The organism is Curtobacterium sp. CFBP9011 (assembly GCF_034045095.1).
Taxonomy (GTDB): Bacteria; Actinomycetota; Actinomycetes; order Actinomycetales; family Microbacteriaceae; genus Curtobacterium.
The window spans coordinates 1-17,560 of record NZ_JAXCWN010000006.1 but is presented as its reverse complement, the minus strand read 5'-3'; the positions used below and the strand labels follow the sequence as shown (position 1 = coordinate 17,560).

Sequence of the window (17,560 nt, the reverse complement as noted above, 5' to 3'; positions counted from 1 at the left end):
CGTCGCGGTCGTCGTCGAGACCGTCGAGGGTCCAGCAGACGGAGCAACCGCAGAGGGGGCCGTGGGCCGGGTCTCTGACCGGGTCCGCAGTCACGGGCTGTTCCGGCCGTCGGCCAGTTCCGCGTACAGCTCACGGGTGATGCAGCCGGCCCCGGTTGGTCCGGTGAACTCGATGACGGACGGCAGGACGCGGGTGATCGTGCACGAGTAGGCGAGCCCGAGGATGGTCGGGATCTCCTTCACGTCGCCCGGCTGCCACAGCTCCGGGTCGTCTACGGGTGTCAGGGTCGCGGTGCTCACGACGTCATCCGATCGTCGGCGGCGATGATCGCGGCGGCGAGGCGGGGGAACCAACTCGATACTTGGTCGGGCGTCTTCGCTAGGGATGCGGTCGTCAGCATCCCGTCGAGGACGTCGAGGAGGTCGGGGTTGCCCGCGGTGCCGACGATCAGGCGGGCGTCACCGATGCTGATGCCGCTGACGTCGAGGACGGGTTCGTGCTCGTTTTCGTTCGTCGGGTTGAGGAACGCATCGTTCGCGATGGTCGCGCCGTCGAACTCCGGATGCTCCCGATCTGCGAACCACGGCCCGGCCACCGCTCCTTCGCGCCACTTCTTGAGCACGTCGCGGGCCTGCTGGATGTCGGCGCTCATCGGACACCTCGCGGCGGCGTCAGCATCTCGAGGGCGCCGATGATCCAGCAGATGACGATGAGGATCAGCAGGCCGCCGTTGATCGGGGCCTCGACGACCCACGACAGGACGGCGATCGCGATTGCGAAGCCCCACCACGGCAGGCCGCGGAGCAGGGTCCGCTGCGCTTCCGTCGTGCCGGTGACCGGGACGGGGAGCGTCGCGTCGAGCGGGACCTTGAGGACGAGTCGCTCGCCGAGCTCGTTGCGGATCGTCAGCACCACCTGGTCGTGCACGAGGGCGGTGGAGTGCACACGCCACACCTGGCAGTCGTGGTCGAAGATCAGCTCGTCGGAGCGGATCAGCATCGCGAGCTTCCGGGCCGCGGCGGTCACGATGCCACCGCCAGGCCGAGCATGTCGAGCACCTGCTTGGTGTCGTCGCCGGCACGAGCCCGGACAACGGCTACGGCTGCCGAGGCGGTCTCCGGGGTGATGCCGGTGACCATGCGCGGGTCGTCGACCCGCAGGTCCGCCGGCTTGTAGCTGCTCGACGGGCCGGAGTGCTGCCGACGGATGGCCGGGCGACCGAGCGCGGCGCTCATGCGGCAGCCTGCGGCTTCTCGGTCGGGAGGTGACGCAGCCAGTCGACGGCGTCCTCGATGAAGATGATCGGCTTGCGGCCGGCCTCCGTCGGGTATCTCGCGGCGAGGCGTCCGGAATCGATGTTCTTGCGGACCGTGTCCTCGGACACCTCGACGAGGGTGGCGAACGTCGGGACGGCGTAGGCGAGCTTCTCGAACTTGACGTAGTCGGAGAGCTGGGGGGTCGCGGCGTCCGGGCGGACGTCGGCGGTGGTCTGGCTCATCTGGTGGCTCCGTAGAGGTCAGACGGCTCCATGCTCAGAACGCCGCCGACCTGCACGATCTCGGCCATCGTGAAGTCGCCCGTGAGTAGGCGGTCCTCGAGGGTGGAGACGGGCAGGCCGGCGGCGTTGGCGACGGTGGCCGTGTCGGTGCCACGGGTGAGGATGGTCTCAGCGATGCGCTGAGCCGGGTCCGCGGCGGGGAATCTTCTTGTCACATGTGAGAAGTTACCCCTCACATCTGACTTGTGCAAGCCGATTCGGCTACTTTTTTGTCAGATGTGGCAAGTTGGGCCGCTACCATGGGGACGTGCCACAGCCCTCGGACTTCATCAACGCTGCCCTCGCGGACGTCCTTCGCGGCGCCTACGTCAAGAAGGGGCTGAACCGCGAGCAGATCGCGGAACGCTCCGGGATCAGCCTGAGCACGATCCAGCGGTACATGAACGGGAAGGTCGACATCCCGTCGAAGTCGTTCCAGCGCGTCGCCGAGGCGATCGGCCGGCCCGCCGACGAGATGTACGCCGAAGCCCTCCGCGATGCCGAGCGAATGTCAGAGGCCGCGACGCAGAATGAGGATCCGCGCAGCATCAGCGTGGACGAACTGGAGCTCCGGCGACGCGACCGCACCCTGGCGGCCGCCGCAACCGAGGTTGACCCCGAGTCGACCGAGGACGAGCCCCAGGAACCCTGAACCACGGGAGGGCCGTTGGGGGAGTACGACCCGTACGAGCACGCCGCCGACCTCGGCATCGAGGTCATCCACCGGCCGCTCCGCACGGCGAACGGGATGTGGCTGCCAGACCACAACCTGATCGTGATCCGCTCGCGGCTCCGCGCCGTCCACGACCGGTGCGCGCTCGCGCACGAGATCGGTCACGCCGACCTCGGCCACCGTGACGACGCAGTGAAGCACGAGGTTCAGGCGGACCGGTACGCGGCGCTGCACCTCATCGACGACGAGCGCGCCGCCGAGGTGTGCGCCTGGACTCAGGACCCCGCGAAGATCGCCGCCGAGCTAGGCGTGAGCGGCAAGCTCTGGCGCGTCTGGTGGAACGTCCGACGTCAGCAGGGCGCTGACCTTCGAGAGGGCGTCGCCTAGGACCGCATGGTTGCCCCGCGAGCGGTAGCCGCGCGTGACCGAAAGTGTCGACTGCCCGAGGATCTCCATGATGGTCGGCTCGGGCACGTTCGCCTCGTAGAGCAGGGTCGCCGTGGTGTGCCGGGCGTCGTGCAGGCGCGCGTCGAGCACGCCGACGCTCTTCAGGAGCGCGTGCCAGGCGTAGTTGTCCTTAGCCGGGTTGATCGGTGACCCGTCGAGCGGTCGGAGCTCGTCGATGTACGGGTCCTTCTTCCGCTCGGAAGTCCAGAGCAGGCCGTGCGGGTTCGGCTCGGACGCCGAGACGACGAGCCGCCGCTCGATGATGGACCGCAGTGGCTCCACGAGGGGGATGTCGCGCCACCCGGCCCGAGACTTCGGCCGTGACAGCCAGAGGCCGCCGGTCAGGTGCCGGTGCTCGTGGTCCTCGGGGGTGCGGAGGAACCGGTCCGGGCAGTCGGTGCCGCGGATGCGGGAGCATCGGGGGGAGTCGGGGTCGGCTGGGTTGCAGCCGTGCGACCAGGTGAGGCGCTGCAGCTGCCAGGACAGGTCGAGCCGGTCGGTGACGCGGTCGATCTCGAGGCCGAGGAGTTCGCCCTGCCGGGCGCCAGTCAGGAGCGCCGCCGCCCACCGTGACCCCATGCGGACGTCCTCGCGCGCAGCGCGGTCGAGGATCCGGATGCCGGCGGCTGCGTCGAGCGTGACGAGGGAGACGTGAGCACGGCGCGGGGCGTCGAGCAGGGTCGTGACGTTGCGAGTGACCCGCCCCTCACGCTCGGCGTCGCGGAGAGCGACGCCGAGGATGCGGTGCGCCTGCAGGGCCGTCGAGGCGCTGCGTCCCTTCGCGCGGATCGCGCGGTTCAGATCTCGGACGTGCTTCGGCTCGAGCTTGTCGAGGCGGACGGCTCCGATGGCCGGGACGATGTGCTGTCGGATCGCGGACTTGTAGCCGGCGGCCGTCTTCGGCGCGAGCCGGTGCACGGCGATCTCGTCGTGCCACAGCTTCAGCCAGGCACCGAGCGTCATCGACGCAGTCGGGAGATCGCCCGTCCGCTCGAGGTCATTCTGGAGCGCCCGCATCTTCTTGAGCACGACCGCCTTGTCCTTCGACCGGACCACCTTGCGGCGGCGCTTGCCGTCTCGCCCGGGGAGCTCGATGCTCGCGGTCCAGTAGTCGAGGGGGAGCGTGCGGTCCGCCGGCACCCGGTAGACGGCGCCCTCGCCCTTGCCCCGCGTGCGGGTCATCGCGTACCTCCCGTGGCGCAGGGCGCCGTGCTCATCTTCTGTCGTGGGCGCTCCACCGGCCGTCACTCAGGACGCCGGTGTGCGTCGTTCTTCTGCGTCGGTGGTCGCACGTAGCGTGCATGGGGTGTTCCTCTCGTGGTGAGATCACGGGGGTTCATCGAGGCCGCGACCCTGCCAGGTCGCGGCCTCCTCTGTCTCCGGCGTGTAGCCAGGCGGTGTAGACATCGGAACCTGCTTGTGCAAGCCGCTGCAAGCACGTATGACACGATAGTAGTCAGATGTGGCAGAGCGCAACTCGGATCCGGCGGGTTGTTTCTGACTACGGATCAGAAGGTTGGGGGTTCGAGTCCCTTCGAGCGCACAGCATGACGGAAGCCCCGGAGATGATCTCCGGGGCTTTCGTCGTTCCACCCCGATGTCCCACGCGACGACGGGCCACGTCGGTCGGCCGTCGACCCGGACCGCGGACGTGCTTCGCTTCAGCCCAGCAGCTGCACGAGCGCGACGACGAAGAGCACGAACGCGACGCCGGCAGCTGTGGATCGCAGGACGTCGATGCGTTCCCACCGCAGCACGACGCGCTTCCAGTCGGCCGGCGGGTGTTCCGGATCCCAGTCGTTCACGCGGATGTTGATCGGCACGGTGCCGAGGAACGACGCCAGGACGAACACCACCAGGGCCACCATCGCGGCGATCCGCCAACCGAGGCCGTCGTCGGCTCCGCTCAGCACGAGGACGGCGACGGACGCCAGGACGGCCGGCACCATCAGGATAGGGACGACCACCTTGAGGGACTTCACCAACGCGATCCGCGTGCGGAGATGGACCTCGTCGGGCAGCGTCGCCATCGCGGGTTGGACACCCCATCGCACGATGAACTCCTCACCGGCGAGCAGGCCCACGAGCACGAGTTGGACGACGAGCAGGACGCTCATCGGAGCCCCTGCGCGCCGCCGAGGCTGAGGGTGGTGAGACTGGACATGGTTCCTCCTGCGGTCGAGGACATCATCGTGTCCCGCGCCGCTCACGCGTCACTGACGCGGCACTCACGCGAGGCCGAGCGGCGCGAGGCCGAGCGGCCCGAGGCCGAGCGGCCCGAGGCCACGGCGGTCCGGTCCCGGGTTCAGCCTGGCCACACCTCGCTCCGCCAGCCCACGCCGGCGTCCCGCTCGTACGCCAGCCGGTTGCTCGGCCCGTCCGCCGCCCCGCTCCAGAACAGCATCCGCAGCGGCGTCAGGGCGAACCCGCCCAAGGTCGGCGGCGGCGACAACGGAGCGTCACCGTGCTCCCGCTCGAACGCCGCCCACCGGACCCGCCGGTCCGCCTCGGGCGCGACCGCCAGGTCGGTGTCGTTGATCCAGGCGAGCACCTGCAGGTACCGGGAGCGCGCGTCGTAGGCGATCCGCGCCTCCTGGTCGGTGACCGGTGCGACGTCCCCGGTGACGGTCAGCTGCCGGGCCGCGTCCGGCCAGTGGATCGTGACGGAGGCCCGGGGCACGGCCGCCAGTTCGGCCGCCTTCCGGCTGCGGGTGTCGGTGTGGAAGTGCAGCCGCTGCCCGTCGAACGCCGACAGCAGGACGGTCCGGGTCGACGGGTAACCGTCGAGGCCGATGGTGGCGAGCGTCATCGTCGGGGTGACGCCCGACCAGGTCGCCGGCAACCACGAGGCGGCCAGCGCGAGCGGGTCGGATGCGCCCGGCACCCCGCCCGACCCCGCGCCCGTCACCGCGGTCCGGCGGGGTCGAACCGGGCGATCTCGTGCAGGGACGCCACCGCCTCGGCGAGCGAGTGCTCCCACAGTGCGGCCCCGTACGAGCGGGAGGCGCGACTCGCGTCCCCGACGACGCCGGCCGGCCCGAAGTCGTTGGACAGCCACCCGAAGGACACGGGTCCGCCGTTGAAGGCGATCTTCTCGAAGTCCGCCAGGTGGTCCGGCACCCACCGCTCGGCGAGGCGCATGTCGACCAGGTCCGGCCGCAGGTGCAGGATCATCGACGTCTCGGCCGCGCCACCGTGGATGCCGAAGCCGCGTTCGTCGGCGTCCTCGCCGTCCGGCGCGGGCACGCGGGCCAGGGTCGGCATGAGGAACGTCCCGAGCCCGGTCTGCTTCCGGATCTCGCGGAGGGCGACCTGCAGCAGCGCCACGTTGCCGCCGTGCCCGTTCGCGAACACCAGCGTGCCGGCACCGGTCAGGGCGACGGCCCGGCCGATCTGCACCACGGTGTCGAACATCGTGTCGGCGTCGAGCCACACGGTGCCGGGGGCCCAGCTGTGCTCGTCGGACTTGGTGAACGCCAGGGTGGGCAGTTGCCAGACGTCGAGCCCCTCGGAGGCGGCCTGCTCGACCGCGGCGCCGCCGATGTGGTCGGCGAGCAGGAAGTCGGTCAGCAGCGGCAGGTGTGGGCCGTGGTGTTCGATCGCGCCGGTGGGCTGGACGACGATCGTGTCGGCGGTGAACCCTGCGGCGACGGCCGGGCCGGAGAGCTCGGCGAGCTTGCGGGTGCCGGTCCGCGCGCCGGTCGTGCCCGCGCTCACTTGCCGAACCCGGGGACGGCGGGCTGCGCGGACGCCGTGGAGCCGCCGGACTGCACCAACGCCGGGTCGATGACGTGGCCCGGGTTGAGCAGCCCGTCCGGGTCGGTCTGCTGCTTCAGCGCGAGCAGTTCCTCGACCCCGTGGTCGACGTAGTACTGGTGCGGGCTGTGCACCCGGACGCCCAGGTCGCGGAGCGCGGGGTAGCCGGCGTAGACGTCCTCCGCCCCGGTGTAGGGCGCGGTGAGCATGCCGATCGGGCCGACGTGTGCCGCCTCGATGTGCAGCATCCCGCCCGGGTAGACGGCCTCGACCTCGGCGATCCGGTCGATCAGCGCCTCGCCGCCGACCTCGACGTGGAAGTACTCGGTGTCGGGGGTGTTCCGCTTCAGCCACCAGATCGGGTGGTTGTAGGACAGCATCGACACCTTCGTGGTCTGCTGCAGCCCCTCGCGGACGTCCTCGACCGTGCCGCCGGCCAGGCCGATCAGGTCTCGGGCCTCGTCGAGCGTGACGGCGTCGATGATGCCGCGGAGGCTCGCGCGGCCCGCGACGATGGCGGCATCGGTCGGCAGGGTGGCGGCGACCTCCGCCCGGTCGGCGCTGACCAGGCGCGGCACCGGGTCCAGGCCGCGCAGGGTGCGGACGGCCGCGAGGGCCTGCTCGAAGCTCGGGAAGGACGCGTACACGGCTCGCCAGTCCTGCAGCGGTTCGAGCCGAACGGTCGCGCGGGCGATGACGCCGGCGGTGCCGTAGGTGTGCACGAAGGGCTGGGCGGCGTCGCCCTCGACGTGGTGCAGGCCGGGCTCGCCGGGCAGCGCGATGTCGAGCGCGGTCACGAAGCCCTGCCAGTTCGACCCGTGCGCGATCGACCCGGTGCCGCCGGAGCCGCCGGACAGGAACCCGCCGATCGTCGACTGCGCGGTGGACGGGTACATCCAGAGCTGCTGCCCGGCCGCCGCTGCCGCCTGCTCGAGGGCGACCATCGAGGTGCCGGACTCGGCGGTGATCCAGCCGTCGCCGACCTCGACGACCGCGCGGGCCCGGGAGGTGTCGAGGACCAGCCCACCGTGCAGCGGGATGCCCTGACCGTAGTTGCCGGTGCCCTTGCCGCGGGTGGTGACGGGGACGCCGTGTCGGACGGCCGCGTGCAGGGTCGCCGCGATCTCGTCGGCGGACGCGGGGGAGGCGACGAGGTCGGCCAGTCCGAGCGGCAGCTGCTCGCTGAGGATCGGGCTCATCGTGGCCTCGTCGACCGAGGCGCGTTCGCGGGTGCGCTGGTCCGCGCTGACCCCGCGCTCGCCGAGCAGGTCGACGAGTTCGGCGCGGAGGGCCTCGAGTGCGGCGGGCGGGACCGGGGTGGTGGGCACGGCGGTGGGGGTGACGGTGGTCATGCGGGCTCCTGCTGCGTGGGAGGTGGGGAGACGGCGGACGGGAGGCGCGAAGCGGTCGTGCACCGCGCCTCCCGTCCGGTGGGTGGTCGGCTGGGCCGACCGGCGCGCTCAGAAGCCGAGCGAGACCTTCTTGTCCAGGAACTCGTTCGTGTACAGGTCGGAGGCCTGCAGACCGGACTTCACGTCCCCGCCGTCGCCGGCGAAGACCGGGGTGGCCTTCTCGATGAAGTCGGTGACGCGCTTCTCGTCGAGGTCACCGACGTAGCCGTTGTCGCCGTCGGTCGCGATGCCGAGCGACTTCATCTGCTTCGCGGCGAACGCGCCGACCTTCGAGTCGTAGGTCCAGCCGTTGTTGTACTGCTGCACGAGCTGGGTGATCAGGTCGTTGGTGGCGCCGGGGGACTTCAGGTAGTCGACGTCCGCCTGTTGCATCACCGGGACGAGCTGCTTCAGGCACGGCGACAGCTTCGACAGCTCACCGGTGCGGACCGACATCGTCTCGGGGTACGGGTTCCAGCCGGTGCTCGAGACGAGCTTGTACGCGACCTTCTTGCCCCACGCGGCGACCTGGTTCTGGTAGATGTACGGCTCGGCGGTGGCGAAGCCCTGCTGCGCGTCCTTGCCGCCCGCGGAGACGAACTTCGCCGGGGTGCCGTCGTAGCTGCCGTCGAGGATGCTCTTCGGCAGGATGCCCGCCGACTCCAGGTACGACATGTACGAGGCGCCGTTGAAGTACCGGACGACGCCCTTCTTCTCCTCGAGCTGCTTGCCGAGGTCCTTGATGCTGTCGACGTCCTTGTACTTCGACGGGTCGTACATGATCACGAACGGGGACTGGTCGTTCTCGGCGAACACCGCGGTGGTGGGCAGCTTGCCGGAGAACTGCACGGCCTCGTCGGTGGAGACGTAGCCGAGGGTGATCGACTTGTCCTGGTACATCTGCGAGCTGACCTTCGAGTAGCCGATGGCCGGGCCGCCGGCACGGATCTCGAGCTTCACCCCGGTCGGCTTGCCGTTCGCGTACAGGTCGCCGGTGACGGTCTTGCCGGAGGCGTCGATCGTCGGGTTCGGGCCGAGCATCTGGTACAGGTGGCCGTGCTCGCCCTCCGGGTTCCAGTCGGTCTGGACGACGACGGTCGCGGGGCAGGTGCCGGACAGGTCGACCTTCGGGCCGGTCGCCGTGGCGGCGCTGGCGGCCGTGGTGCTGCTGCCGCTCGCCGAGCCGCTCGCGCAGCCGGTGAGGGCGAGTGCGGTGACGGTGAGGGCGGCGGTGACAGCGCCGATTCGGGTGGTGGTGCGCATGGAGGCTCCGTTCGTGGTGCGGGTCTCGTGGTGCTGGGGGTGGGTGCTGTGGGAAGGGAGGAGCGGGGGCGCGGTGCGGGCCGCAGTGGCCGGGCGTCGGCGTCCGGCCGCGGTGACGGCGTCAGCCGAAGTCGTGCCAGCGGCCGACGGCCAGGCGACCGAGCAGGCCGAATACCAGGAAGACCACGACGCCGTAGAGCGAGGCGATGATGATGGTCGCGTAGAGCTCGGGCCCCATCAGCCGGGAGGCGGTGACCTGGATGAGGACGCCGAGGCCGGGGTTGCCGCGCTGGAAGAACTGGTCGCCGACGATCGCGCCGATCACCGACAGGCCGGCCGAGGTGCGCAGCCCGACGAAGATCGACGGCAGCGCCGCGGGGACCTGCAGCTTCACCAGTCGGGCGAGGCGGCCGGAGCGCTGCAGCCGGAAGAGCTCGTGCTGCGCCCGGTCGGCGGACTGCAGCCCGAACAGCGTGTTCGACACCATCGGGAACAGGGCGATCATCACCGTGACGATCACCCGGCTGGTGAACTCGTAGCCGAACAGGGCACCGATCAGCGGCACGAGCGCCAGGATCGGCACGCACTGCAGCACCACCGCGTAGGGGTAGAGCGAGTGCTCGAGCCACTTCGCCTGCGCCATCGCCATCGCCCAAAGGACGCCGATGACGATCGCGAACGCCAGTCCGGTCAGTGACACGACGGTGGTCCGTCCGAGGGCCGTCCACAGGTCGTGGCCGAAGGTCGAGGGGGCGCCGTTCATCCCGGTCGGGGCGACGATCGCCTTGAGCACCAGGTGCGGGTACGGCACGAGGAACGCCAGGCTCCGGACGTGGTCGTAGTAGTAGGCCGCGGCGTACCAGACGGCGACGAGCACGGCGAGGACGACGACGGGCTGCCACCAGGTGACCGAGCGGCGGGTGCGGGTCGAGGACCGGCGGGCGGCGGTGCGTGCGGTGCGGGCCTCGGCGACCTCCTGCAGCGTGACCATCAGCGGTGTCCTTCCCGGAGTGCGTGCGAGACCTCGCCGACCAGTTCGGCGAACTCGGGGGTGAAGCGGATGTCCGGGTCGCGGGGCATCGGGAAGGGCACGTCGAACCGGCCGACGATGCTGCCCGGTCGGCCCGACATGACGATGACCTCGGTGGACAGGTAGACGGCCTCGGACACCGAGTGGGTGATGAACAGGCCGGCGAACTGCTGCTCCACGAACAGCCGCAGCAGTTCGTCGTTGAGGCGTTCGCGGGTGATCTCGTCGAGGGCGCCGAACGGCTCGTCGAACAGGAACAGCTCCGGGTCGAGGGTCAGCGACCGGGCGAGCGAGACGCGCATCCGCATGCCACCGGAGAGCTGCTTCGGCAGGTTCGCCTCGAAGCCGTTCAGGCCGACAAGGTCGATCGCGTGCTTCGCCTTCGCTGCCCGTTCGGCCTTGGGCACGTGCCCGAGTTCGGCGAGCAGTTCGACGTTCCCCTGCACGCTCCGCCACGGCAGGAGCGTGGCGTCCTGGAAGACGTAGCCGATCCGGTCGGCGGCGACCACGGCGGTGCCGTCGGACGCGGTCTCGAGTCCGGAGGCGATCCGGAGCAGCGTCGACTTGCCGCAGCCGGACGGGCCGACGACCGAGACGAACTGGCCGCGGTCCACGGTCAGGTCCACGCCCTGCAGGGCGACGGTGCCGTTCGGGAACGTCATCTCGACGTTCCGGAAGTCGAGCAGCGTGTCCGTCGCGGTGACGGGGGCTGGTGCGGTGGTGGTCACGGCTACCTCGTGTTCTCGTGCATGGTCGTGCGCGGTCAGGGAACGGGGATGGTTGCGGGCTCGGGCGCTGCGACCCGGGCCCGGGGGCGGGCCGGTGCGTCTCGGGCCGGTACGTCTCGGGTCGGGGCGGCGACGGTGCGGTGCACCTCGGTGCGGGCGACGAGTCGCCCGCGGAACAGGACGATGCGGTCGGCGGGGGCGTTCGCCACGGCGTCGGTGACGCTGGTCGCGGCGATCGCGAGCAGGTCGGCGCGCGCCCCGACGACGGGGCCGGCGGCCGGGAGGCCCATCACGCTCCGGGCGGTGTCGCTCACCATCGCGTACGCCTGGTCCGGCGTCAGGTGGCCCGCGGTCACGAGCAGTGACGCGGTCTCGAGGGCGTCGCTCCGGCCGACCGGGTTGAACGGGTCGCGGACGTTGTCGGCGCCGGCCGCCACCCGGACGCCGGCGTCGAGGAGTGCCTGGATCGCGGTGAGCCCCCGCGGGGTCGACACCGGGTGCTGCCAGCCCTGCAGGTACAGGTTCGTGATCGGCAGGGTGATGACACCGAGGTCCGCCGCGGCGACGTCGGCCACCACCTGGGCCAGGCGGTCGGCGTCCATCGTGCCGAGGCGGACGCAGTGCCCGGCGGAGTACTGACGGTCGCGCGGCCAGTCCCGGACGGCTCGGGCGTAGTGGTCGAGGGTGACCGGTCCGTCCAGGCTCTCGTCGGCGTGCAGGTCGACCCCGAGGCCGCGGCGCCGGGCGATGGCGAGCAGCCGGTCGACGTCGGCCAGGGGGTCCTCGGCGAGGTGCGGGGCGCCGCCGACCAGGTCCACCCCGAGGTCCAGGACCGCCTCGACGTGCTCGTCGGGAGCGAGGGGGCCGGCGAGGGCGACGAGTTCGATGTCCATCAGGTGGGCCAGCTCGTCCCGGACCTGCACGAGGGCCTGGGCGCCGCGGACGGCCTCGGCGACGGTGCCGGTCCCGCCGTGGCTGAGGACGTCGACGTGGGTGCGGACGGCGGTGGTGCCAGCGGCCAGCAGGGCGAGGGCCGCGGTCCGGGCGCGGTCGGCGATCTCGTCGACGGACATCGTCGTGGCGTACGCGGCCCAGGCGGCGATCGCGGAACCGAGGTCGCCGAGCGGCGGGTCGATCCGGTCGGCGCTGAGGGCCTTGTCGAGGTGGGCGTGCGGTTCGGCCGGGGCGGTGAGGAGCAGGCGGCCGTCGAGCTCGAGGGTGCTCGCGGACGGTGCCCGGAGTGTGCCGGCGGGGGCGACCTCGGTGACGGTGTCGCCGGTGACCGCGACGTCTACCAGACGGCCGTCGGCCAGGAGCGCGGACCGCAGGAGGGTGATCGGGCGGGGCAGCGACGAGTCCATGGGGCCCTCTCGATCGTGTGTGAGAATGTTGATCGCATCAACATCCACGATGCTAGGTGGGCCGTGTTTCCCACCCGTTTCGCTCCGGTTGCCGGCTGTGACGAGATGGACCACACGGAACGCCCGGCCCGTCCGGACCACGATCGGAGCGCGATGCACACCGAACTCCTGCCCGAGCGCGACCTGCCCGCCGCCGACCGGGTCGTCGATGAACAGGCCCGTCTCGTCGGCGAGCACATCCGGGCGCTGCGCCGTTCGTCGCGTCTGACGCTCGTGCAGCTCGCCGAACGGACCGGGCTGTCGCACCCGTTCCTCAGCCAGGTGGAGCGCGGGCACTCGCGGGCGAGCATGGTCTCGCTCGAGAAGATCGCCGCCGCGCTCGACACCACGCAGGTCGCCCTCCTCGCCGCCGGGGCCCCGGTCCGCGACGAGCCCGACGACCGGCGCCCCGAGGTGCTCCGCTCCGGCGAAGGTGCCCGCGGGCCGTTCTCCAGCGGCGAAGCCCGGCTGCTCGTGCACGCCGGCCCGCACGCCTTCGAGCCGCTCGAGTGGAAGGGCGACAACACCGAACCGGGGGAGTACTTCGAACACCGCGAGGACGAGTTCCTCACCGTGCTCGCTGGCGACGTCCTGCTCGACCTCCGCGGCCAGGACGTCGTCCGGCTCGGGCCCGGCGACTCGGCGTACTACCGCGGTGGCACCGGACACCGCTGGTGCAGTGCCGACGGCAGCGCGTTCCACATGATCGTCGTCAAGGAGACCCCGCGGGCCGGAGCAGCATCGTGAGCGGGCCTGGCATCACGAACGGTGCGGAGGCCCGGCACCGGATGCGCATCGCCGACCGACAGCGGGTGGCCGAGGACGTCGTCACGCTCGACCTCGCCCCCCTCGACGGTGTTCCCCTGCCCGACTGGGAGCCCGGCGCCCACGTGGACCTCGAGGTCGTGCCCGGCACCGAACGGCAGTACTCGCTCGTCACCACCACCCCGGACGGGCACTGGCGGGTGGCGGTCCTCCGCGAAGCCGGTGGTCGGGGCGGGTCCGTCGCCGTGCACGACACCCTGCGGACCGGCGACGAGGTCCTGGTCGGCGGCCCGCGCAACCACTTCGGTTTCGACCCCGATCGGCCCGCGGTCTTCGTCGCCGGCGGCATCGGGATCACCCCGATCCGCGCGATGATCGCCGCCGCCGAGCAGGCCGGGACGCCGTGGGAGCTGCACTACGCAGGACGCTCCCGCGACCGGATGGCGTTCGCCGACGAGCTCGTGGTCGCACACCCCGACCGGGTCGTCCTCGCCGCGGCCGACCAGGCACCCCGGTTGAACGTGGTCGGGCTGCTCGCCGAACCACGGGACGCCGTCGTCTACTGCTGCGGTCCGCGGGGTCTCATGGACGCCGTCGAAGCCGCCGCCGCGCACTGGCCGCCCGGCAGCGTCCGCGTCGAGCGCTTCGAGCCCGCCGCCGACGTGGACGCCCCGGGGGAGTCCTTCGAGGTCGAGCTCACCCTGACCGGGACGACCGTCACCGTCCCCGCCGACCGGACACTGCTCGAGGTCGCGGAGGACGCCGGGGCCTTCGTCCTGTCGTCCTGCCGCGAGGGCACCTGCGGCACGTGCGAGACCCCCGTCCTCGAGGGTGCGGTGGACCACCGGGACACCGTGCTCAGCCCCGCCGAGCAGGCCGACGACCGCACCATGATGGTCTGTGTCTCCCGCGCGGCGGCCGGCTGCCCCAGGTTGGTGCTCGAGCTCTGACCTGACGTCGCCCGGACCTACGGCCGTTCGGTGTCGTCGAGCGGCCCGCCGGTCAGCGCCGACAGGCGCTCGAGCCCAGCCTGCTCCACGAGCTGGCGAGCCAGCGGACGGGCGCGGGCCACAGCCTCCCGGACGTCGACGCGGGTGACCTCGAAGTCGGCCAGGCTGAGGTCGCCGTCGACCCAGACGTCCTTCACCTCGCGGCTGCCGGCCACGAACACGACCGCCTGGAACGGGTCGTGGACGTTCGCGAGCGTCGGGCTCTCACCGTCGAACACGACCAGGTCGGCGCGCTTGCCGGGTTCCAGCGAGCCGATCGCCGCCTCCATCCGCAGTGCGCGGGCGCCGCCGATCGTGCCCATCTCGAACGCCTCCCGGGCGCTCATCGCGGTCGCCTGCAGGTCGCGGATGCGGGCCAGGATCGCCGCGGTCTTCATCGCCTGCAGGAAGTCCTGCGAGTCGTTCGACGCCGGGCCGTCGACCCCGATGCCGACCGGGATCCCGAGGGCCCGCAGCTCCGCGACCGGCGCGATGCCGCTCGCCAGGTTGCCGTTCGCCACCGGGTTGTGCGCGACGCCGACACTGTTCGCCGCGTAGGTCTCGCGGTCCTGACGGTCCATCCAGACGCTGTGCGCGGCGATCACCGGCACGCGGAACATGCCCGTCGCCTCGGCGTGCCCGACCACGGTCCTGCCGGTGCGCTGGCGTGCGGCGGTGACCTCCTCGCGGACCTCGTGCACGTGCACGTGGATGCCGTGGCCGCCGTCGACCGCGTAGTCGATGTGCTCCTGCCACGCGGCGTCCGAGTACCGGCCGATCGAGGACATCCCGACCCGGAACGTGCTGTACCGGCTGGCGTCGGCGGCTTCGCGCAGGGCGTCGAACTCCGTCAGGATCGGCGCCGGACCGAACCCGCGGTCGACGTCCCCGGAGCCGAACGACACGACGCCGCGCAGGCCGAGCTCCTCGAGCGCCTGGACGACGCCCGGCGTCGCCGGCTCGTCGGCGATCGGGTCCGAGCAGAACATGTCGTTCGCCGTCGTCACCCCGGTCCGGAGCATCTGGATGCCCTGCAGCATGGTGCCCGCGTACGCCTTGTCCCGCGTCATCACCGGGTTGACGTGCGAGATCAGGGCGTTCAGCCACTCCCACAGCGTGTACTGCGAGCCGATGCCCGTGATGAGGCCCTCGCTGAAGTGCCCGTGCGTGTTGACGAAGCCCGGGGTGACGATGTCGTTCGCCCCACCGCGGACCGTCGCGTCCGGGTTCGCTGCCGACAGCTCGGCGAACGACCCGACCGCGGCGACCCGGTCGCCGTCGAGCAGCACCGCGCCGTCCCGGATCGCGGACGGGGTGGTGGAGGCGTCGGGGGCGGCGGTCAGTACCCACCCGCCGCGGATCAGGGTCTGGGTCATGTCCGGGACCCTAGGGACCCCGTGTTTCGAGGGTGTTCCCGGCCGGTTTCCCGCGAACGCAGGGCATCCCTCCCGGAACGTCCGGCGTCACGAGCCCGAAACAGCGCCCTGCTACAAACTCCCCATGCTGACCGTCACCGGTGCCCTCCGCGTCCTCGTCGACCCCCGCACCGAGAGCGACGGCGACGTGGTCGTCGACGACGGCAGCAGTGTCGCGTCCACCCTCGACGCCTCGGGCTGTGTCGTCACCGCCGGACTCGTCAACGCCCACCACCACCTGCTGCAGACCGCGTTCCGCACGCTCCCCGGCACGCGCGGGGTGCCGATGGCGGACTGGCTCCCCACGATGGCGCAGGCCTACCGAGCAGCGGGTCACGATCCCGAGCTGTACCGGGCGGCGGCGGCGGTCGGAGCCGCGGAGGGCCTCCTGTCCGGCGTCACGACCATCGCCGACCACCACCTGAACTGGCGGACCGACGCGAGCACCGACCAGACCGTCGCGCTCGCCGCGGCGACCGTCGATGCCGTGCGCGGACTCGGCGGCCGGCTCGTCTTCGTCCGGGGGAGCGCGCGCGACGACCCGTCGCAGGCGGCGGCGTCGGCCGACGCGATCGTCCGGGCCCTGCTGCACGAGGACGCGGTCGGCGGCACCGATCCGGACGGGCGGCTGCAGATCGCGGTCGGGCCGGCCGGCGTGCACTCCGACGGCGAGGCCACCTTCCGGGCACTCGGCGAGGTCGCCGCGGAGCACGGCCTCCGTCGGCGGACGCAGGCGAACGAGCAGGTGGACACCGCCATCGCGCTGGAGCGGTACGGGCGTCGGCCGCTCGACCTGCTCGAGGAGTGGGGCTGGCTCGCCTCGGACGTGACCGTCGCGCACCTCTGCGACGTGACCGACGAGGAGATCGCGCGTCTCGCCGCCGCCGGGGTCACTGCGACGCACGCGCCGGGCTGCGACGTGCCGATGGGGTGGGGGATCGCGCCCGTCGCGCGTCTCGCCGCCGCGGGCGTACCGGTCGGGCTCGGCACCAGCGGGGGCGGCAGCAACGACGCCGGACACCTGCTCGCCGACGCGCGGCTCGCGATGCAGGTCTCCGCGCTGGTCGGACCGCAGCTGCCGGCACGTCAGGTGCTCGGCATGGCGACCGAGGGGTCAGCGATCGGGCTCGGGCGGCCGGAACTCGGGCACCTCGGGGCCGGCTCGGCGGGCGACCTCTGCGTCTGGGACGTGTCCGGGGTCGCGGACGCCGGAGTCGCGGACCCCGTCGCCGGACTGCTCTGGGCGTCGCCGGGGCGGCGGCCGAAGCACGTCGTCGTCGGTGGGCGCGTGGTGGTGCGGGACGGGAGGCTCGTCACGGCTGACGAGGGCGAGCTGGCGGCCCGGCTGCGGGAGCGGCTGGCGCGGGGGCGCGCGCGTCCGTGAGACGCCCCGGTCTTCGTGAGACGCCCCTGTCTCCGTGAGGCGCCCCCGTCTTCGTGAGACGCCGCCCTTGTGCTGAGACGCCGCCGGGTTCCGCGGCGTCTCAGGACCTTGGGGGCGTCGAGCACTGACGGGCGTGTCTCGACGCGGACCCGGTCGCCGGGGTACGGTTCGCAGAACGAGGGAGGACCGTCATGCGGATCCTGGGGAACGTGGTTCGCGGGTTGCTCTTCGCGATCGAGTCGGTGGCGAAGACGATCGGCGCGATGTCCGGAGCGCACACGCACGACCTGGACGGTCAGCGGAAGCTCTACGAACAGCGGCCCGACTACCGTCCCTGAACGGCGGTCAGGGCGCCCGGGTCAGGACGCGCCGGTCAGCGCGCCTGGTTGAGCCGGTCGGCGAGACGTCCGAGCGCCCAGTTGAGCAGGAAGCCCAGCGCGCCGAGGACCGGCAGCGCGATGACGACCACGGTCCAGACGATCTTCGCCAGTTGCGAGCGGGTCCGATCACGCCAGAGCACCACCAGTGCGCCGACCTCGAGCAGCACGATCACGAGCAGAACGGCGATGTGCCCGCCGCCGAGAGTGTCCTGGAACACGTCCCCACCTTCCCCGGAGCACGCGATCGCACCCCTTCGCGGAGTGTAGCGGCGTCGTGGTGCCGGCCAGCGCCTCCCGGCATGGCGGCGGGAACGCGAGAACGCCGCTCCGGCGTGTGCCGGGGCGGCGTTCTCGTGGTGCTGGTGCGTCTGTGACGCGCCGGGTGTTACTTGATCTGGGCG

Annotated in this window: 23 protein-coding genes; 6 read left to right on the top strand and 17 right to left on the bottom strand. The window is 71.7% G+C overall.

Annotated elements, in window-relative coordinates:
* Nucleotides 1-90: 90 nt before the first annotated feature.
* Genes SOM35_RS12935 through SOM35_RS12910 form a run of 6 tightly spaced genes read right to left on the bottom strand, consistent with a single transcriptional unit; the run spans nucleotide 91 to nucleotide 1,714 of the window.
* Nucleotides 91-300: a hypothetical protein gene (locus tag SOM35_RS12935; RefSeq protein ID WP_320515705.1), complete on the bottom strand. Its 210-nt coding sequence runs from the start codon at nucleotides 298-300 to the stop codon at nucleotides 91-93.
* Nucleotides 297-653, bottom strand: coding sequence for a hypothetical protein (locus SOM35_RS12930; protein WP_320515704.1), 357 nt, complete (start codon nucleotides 651-653; stop codon nucleotides 297-299). The genes SOM35_RS12935 and SOM35_RS12930 overlap by 4 nt, the downstream gene beginning before the upstream one ends.
* Complete coding sequence (locus SOM35_RS12925) at nucleotides 650-1,027, bottom strand: hypothetical protein (protein WP_320515703.1); 378 nt, start codon at nucleotides 1,025-1,027, stop codon at nucleotides 650-652. Before SOM35_RS12925 ends, SOM35_RS12930 begins: the two co-directional genes overlap by 4 nt.
* Nucleotides 1,024-1,236 (bottom strand): hypothetical protein, encoded by a 213-nt coding sequence (locus SOM35_RS12920; RefSeq protein ID WP_320515702.1) that lies wholly within the window; start codon nucleotides 1,234-1,236, stop codon nucleotides 1,024-1,026. The genes SOM35_RS12925 and SOM35_RS12920 overlap by 4 nt, the downstream gene beginning before the upstream one ends.
* Nucleotides 1,233-1,499, bottom strand: a complete 267-nt coding sequence (locus SOM35_RS12915) for a hypothetical protein (protein ID WP_320515701.1) — start codon at nucleotides 1,497-1,499, stop codon at nucleotides 1,233-1,235. Before SOM35_RS12915 ends, SOM35_RS12920 begins: the two co-directional genes overlap by 4 nt.
* Nucleotides 1,496-1,714, bottom strand: a complete 219-nt coding sequence (locus SOM35_RS12910) for a hypothetical protein (protein WP_320515700.1) — start codon at nucleotides 1,712-1,714, stop codon at nucleotides 1,496-1,498. The genes SOM35_RS12915 and SOM35_RS12910 overlap by 4 nt, the downstream gene beginning before the upstream one ends.
* A gap of 92 nt (nucleotides 1,715-1,806) precedes the next feature.
* On the opposite strand from SOM35_RS12910, the gene SOM35_RS12905 reads away from it, so the two are divergent.
* Entirely contained in the window at nucleotides 1,807-2,190 is a 384-nt protein-coding gene (locus SOM35_RS12905) for a helix-turn-helix domain-containing protein (protein WP_320515699.1), read from the top strand.
* Between the two features lie 15 nt (nucleotides 2,191-2,205).
* Complete coding sequence (locus SOM35_RS12900; protein ID WP_320515698.1) at nucleotides 2,206-2,598, top strand: ImmA/IrrE family metallo-endopeptidase; 393 nt, start codon at nucleotides 2,206-2,208, stop codon at nucleotides 2,596-2,598.
* On the opposite strand, the gene SOM35_RS12895 is transcribed toward SOM35_RS12900, so the two are convergent.
* The 9 genes from SOM35_RS12895 to SOM35_RS12855 all read right to left on the bottom strand — a co-directional run bounded on the left by SOM35_RS12895 (nucleotide 2,515) and on the right by SOM35_RS12855 (nucleotide 12,187).
* Entirely contained in the window at nucleotides 2,515-3,840 is a 1,326-nt protein-coding gene (locus SOM35_RS12895) for a tyrosine-type recombinase/integrase (protein WP_320515697.1), read from the bottom strand. The two genes, SOM35_RS12900 and SOM35_RS12895, sit on opposite strands and share 84 nt — an antisense overlap.
* Before the next feature lie 479 nt (nucleotides 3,841-4,319).
* A complete protein-coding gene (locus tag SOM35_RS12890) occupies nucleotides 4,320-4,775 on the bottom strand; it encodes a DUF1772 domain-containing protein (protein ID WP_320515696.1) in 456 nt (151 codons plus the stop codon).
* A 188-nt stretch (nucleotides 4,776-4,963) separates the two neighbouring features.
* Nucleotides 4,964-5,542, bottom strand: a complete 579-nt coding sequence (locus tag SOM35_RS12885) for a pyridoxine/pyridoxamine 5'-phosphate oxidase (RefSeq protein WP_320515695.1) — start codon at nucleotides 5,540-5,542, stop codon at nucleotides 4,964-4,966.
* A gap of 20 nt (nucleotides 5,543-5,562) precedes the next feature.
* Nucleotides 5,563-6,375 carry a creatininase family protein gene (locus SOM35_RS12880; protein ID WP_320515694.1) on the bottom strand — a complete coding sequence of 271 codons (813 nt, stop codon included), beginning with the start codon at nucleotides 6,373-6,375 and terminating at the stop codon, nucleotides 5,563-5,565.
* A complete protein-coding gene (locus tag SOM35_RS12875) occupies nucleotides 6,372-7,766 on the bottom strand; it encodes an FAD-binding oxidoreductase (RefSeq protein ID WP_320515693.1) in 1,395 nt (464 codons plus the stop codon). Before SOM35_RS12875 ends, SOM35_RS12880 begins: the two co-directional genes overlap by 4 nt.
* 108 nt (nucleotides 7,767-7,874) lie before the next feature.
* Nucleotides 7,875-9,068: a substrate-binding domain-containing protein gene (locus SOM35_RS12870; protein ID WP_320515692.1), complete on the bottom strand. Its 1,194-nt coding sequence runs from the start codon at nucleotides 9,066-9,068 to the stop codon at nucleotides 7,875-7,877.
* 121 nt (nucleotides 9,069-9,189) lie between these two features.
* Nucleotides 9,190-10,059 carry an ABC transporter permease gene (locus SOM35_RS12865; RefSeq protein ID WP_320515691.1) on the bottom strand — a complete coding sequence of 290 codons (870 nt, stop codon included), beginning with the start codon at nucleotides 10,057-10,059 and terminating at the stop codon, nucleotides 9,190-9,192.
* Complete coding sequence (locus tag SOM35_RS12860; RefSeq protein ID WP_320515690.1) at nucleotides 10,059-10,826, bottom strand: ABC transporter ATP-binding protein; 768 nt, start codon at nucleotides 10,824-10,826, stop codon at nucleotides 10,059-10,061. Before SOM35_RS12860 ends, SOM35_RS12865 begins: the two co-directional genes overlap by 1 nt.
* 35 nt (nucleotides 10,827-10,861) lie before the next feature.
* Complete coding sequence (locus SOM35_RS12855) at nucleotides 10,862-12,187, bottom strand: amidohydrolase family protein (protein ID WP_320515689.1); 1,326 nt, start codon at nucleotides 12,185-12,187, stop codon at nucleotides 10,862-10,864.
* A 153-nt stretch (nucleotides 12,188-12,340) separates the two neighbouring features.
* Between SOM35_RS12855 and SOM35_RS12850 the strand changes: the two genes are divergently transcribed.
* Both SOM35_RS12850 and SOM35_RS12845 read left to right on the top strand, forming a co-directional pair.
* Entirely contained in the window at nucleotides 12,341-12,973 is a 633-nt protein-coding gene (locus tag SOM35_RS12850; protein WP_301223685.1) for a helix-turn-helix domain-containing protein, read from the top strand.
* On the top strand, nucleotides 12,970-13,941 hold the full coding sequence (locus SOM35_RS12845) for a PDR/VanB family oxidoreductase (RefSeq protein WP_320515688.1): 972 nt from the start codon (nucleotides 12,970-12,972) through the stop codon (nucleotides 13,939-13,941). Before SOM35_RS12850 ends, SOM35_RS12845 begins: the two co-directional genes overlap by 4 nt.
* A 17-nt stretch (nucleotides 13,942-13,958) precedes the next feature.
* Here the strand turns inward: SOM35_RS12845 and SOM35_RS12840 are convergent, their stop codons facing one another.
* On the bottom strand, nucleotides 13,959-15,356 hold the full coding sequence (locus SOM35_RS12840) for an amidohydrolase family protein (RefSeq protein WP_320515687.1): 1,398 nt from the start codon (nucleotides 15,354-15,356) through the stop codon (nucleotides 13,959-13,961).
* A 124-nt stretch (nucleotides 15,357-15,480) separates the two neighbouring features.
* Here SOM35_RS12840 and SOM35_RS12835 point away from each other — a divergent pair, with 124 nt between their 5' ends.
* Together SOM35_RS12835 and SOM35_RS12830 are read left to right on the top strand one after the other, a co-directional pair.
* Nucleotides 15,481-16,779, top strand: coding sequence for an amidohydrolase family protein (locus SOM35_RS12835; protein WP_320515686.1), 1,299 nt, complete (start codon nucleotides 15,481-15,483; stop codon nucleotides 16,777-16,779).
* Between the two features lie 191 nt (nucleotides 16,780-16,970).
* Entirely contained in the window at nucleotides 16,971-17,117 is a 147-nt protein-coding gene (locus SOM35_RS12830; protein WP_181439215.1) for a hypothetical protein, read from the top strand.
* Between the two features lie 35 nt (nucleotides 17,118-17,152).
* On the opposite strand, the gene SOM35_RS12825 is transcribed toward SOM35_RS12830, so the two are convergent.
* Entirely contained in the window at nucleotides 17,153-17,377 is a 225-nt protein-coding gene (locus SOM35_RS12825; RefSeq protein ID WP_320515685.1) for a PLDc N-terminal domain-containing protein, read from the bottom strand.
* Between the last annotated feature and the right edge of the window lie 183 nt (nucleotides 17,378-17,560).

Excerpts from the sequence above, each read along its gene's own strand:
- SOM35_RS12840 (WP_320515687.1), bottom strand. The coding sequence starts at position 15,356 with ATGACCCAGACCCTGATCCGCGGCGGGTGGGTACTGACCGCCGCCCCC.
- SOM35_RS12930 (WP_320515704.1), bottom strand. The coding sequence starts at position 653 with ATGAGCGCCGACATCCAGCAGGCCCGCGACGTGCTCAAGAAGTGGCGC.
- SOM35_RS12835 (WP_320515686.1), top strand. The coding sequence starts at position 15,481 with ATGCTGACCGTCACCGGTGCCCTCCGCGTCCTCGTCGACCCCCGCACC.
- SOM35_RS12850 (WP_301223685.1), top strand. The coding sequence starts at position 12,341 with ATGCACACCGAACTCCTGCCCGAGCGCGACCTGCCCGCCGCCGACCGG.
- SOM35_RS12870 (WP_320515692.1), bottom strand. The coding sequence starts at position 9,068 with ATGCGCACCACCACCCGAATCGGCGCTGTCACCGCCGCCCTCACCGTC.
- SOM35_RS12875 (WP_320515693.1), bottom strand. The coding sequence starts at position 7,766 with ATGACCACCGTCACCCCCACCGCCGTGCCCACCACCCCGGTCCCGCCC.
- SOM35_RS12895 (WP_320515697.1), bottom strand. The coding sequence starts at position 3,840 with ATGACCCGCACGCGGGGCAAGGGCGAGGGCGCCGTCTACCGGGTGCCG.
- SOM35_RS12915 (WP_320515701.1), bottom strand. The coding sequence starts at position 1,499 with ATGAGCCAGACCACCGCCGACGTCCGCCCGGACGCCGCGACCCCCCAG.
- SOM35_RS12855 (WP_320515689.1), bottom strand. The coding sequence starts at position 12,187 with ATGGACTCGTCGCTGCCCCGCCCGATCACCCTCCTGCGGTCCGCGCTC.
- SOM35_RS12830 (WP_181439215.1), top strand. The coding sequence starts at position 16,971 with ATGCGGATCCTGGGGAACGTGGTTCGCGGGTTGCTCTTCGCGATCGAG.
- SOM35_RS12865 (WP_320515691.1), bottom strand. The coding sequence starts at position 10,059 with ATGGTCACGCTGCAGGAGGTCGCCGAGGCCCGCACCGCACGCACCGCC.
- SOM35_RS12920 (WP_320515702.1), bottom strand. The coding sequence starts at position 1,236 with ATGAGCGCCGCGCTCGGTCGCCCGGCCATCCGTCGGCAGCACTCCGGC.
- SOM35_RS12890 (WP_320515696.1), bottom strand. The coding sequence starts at position 4,775 with ATGAGCGTCCTGCTCGTCGTCCAACTCGTGCTCGTGGGCCTGCTCGCC.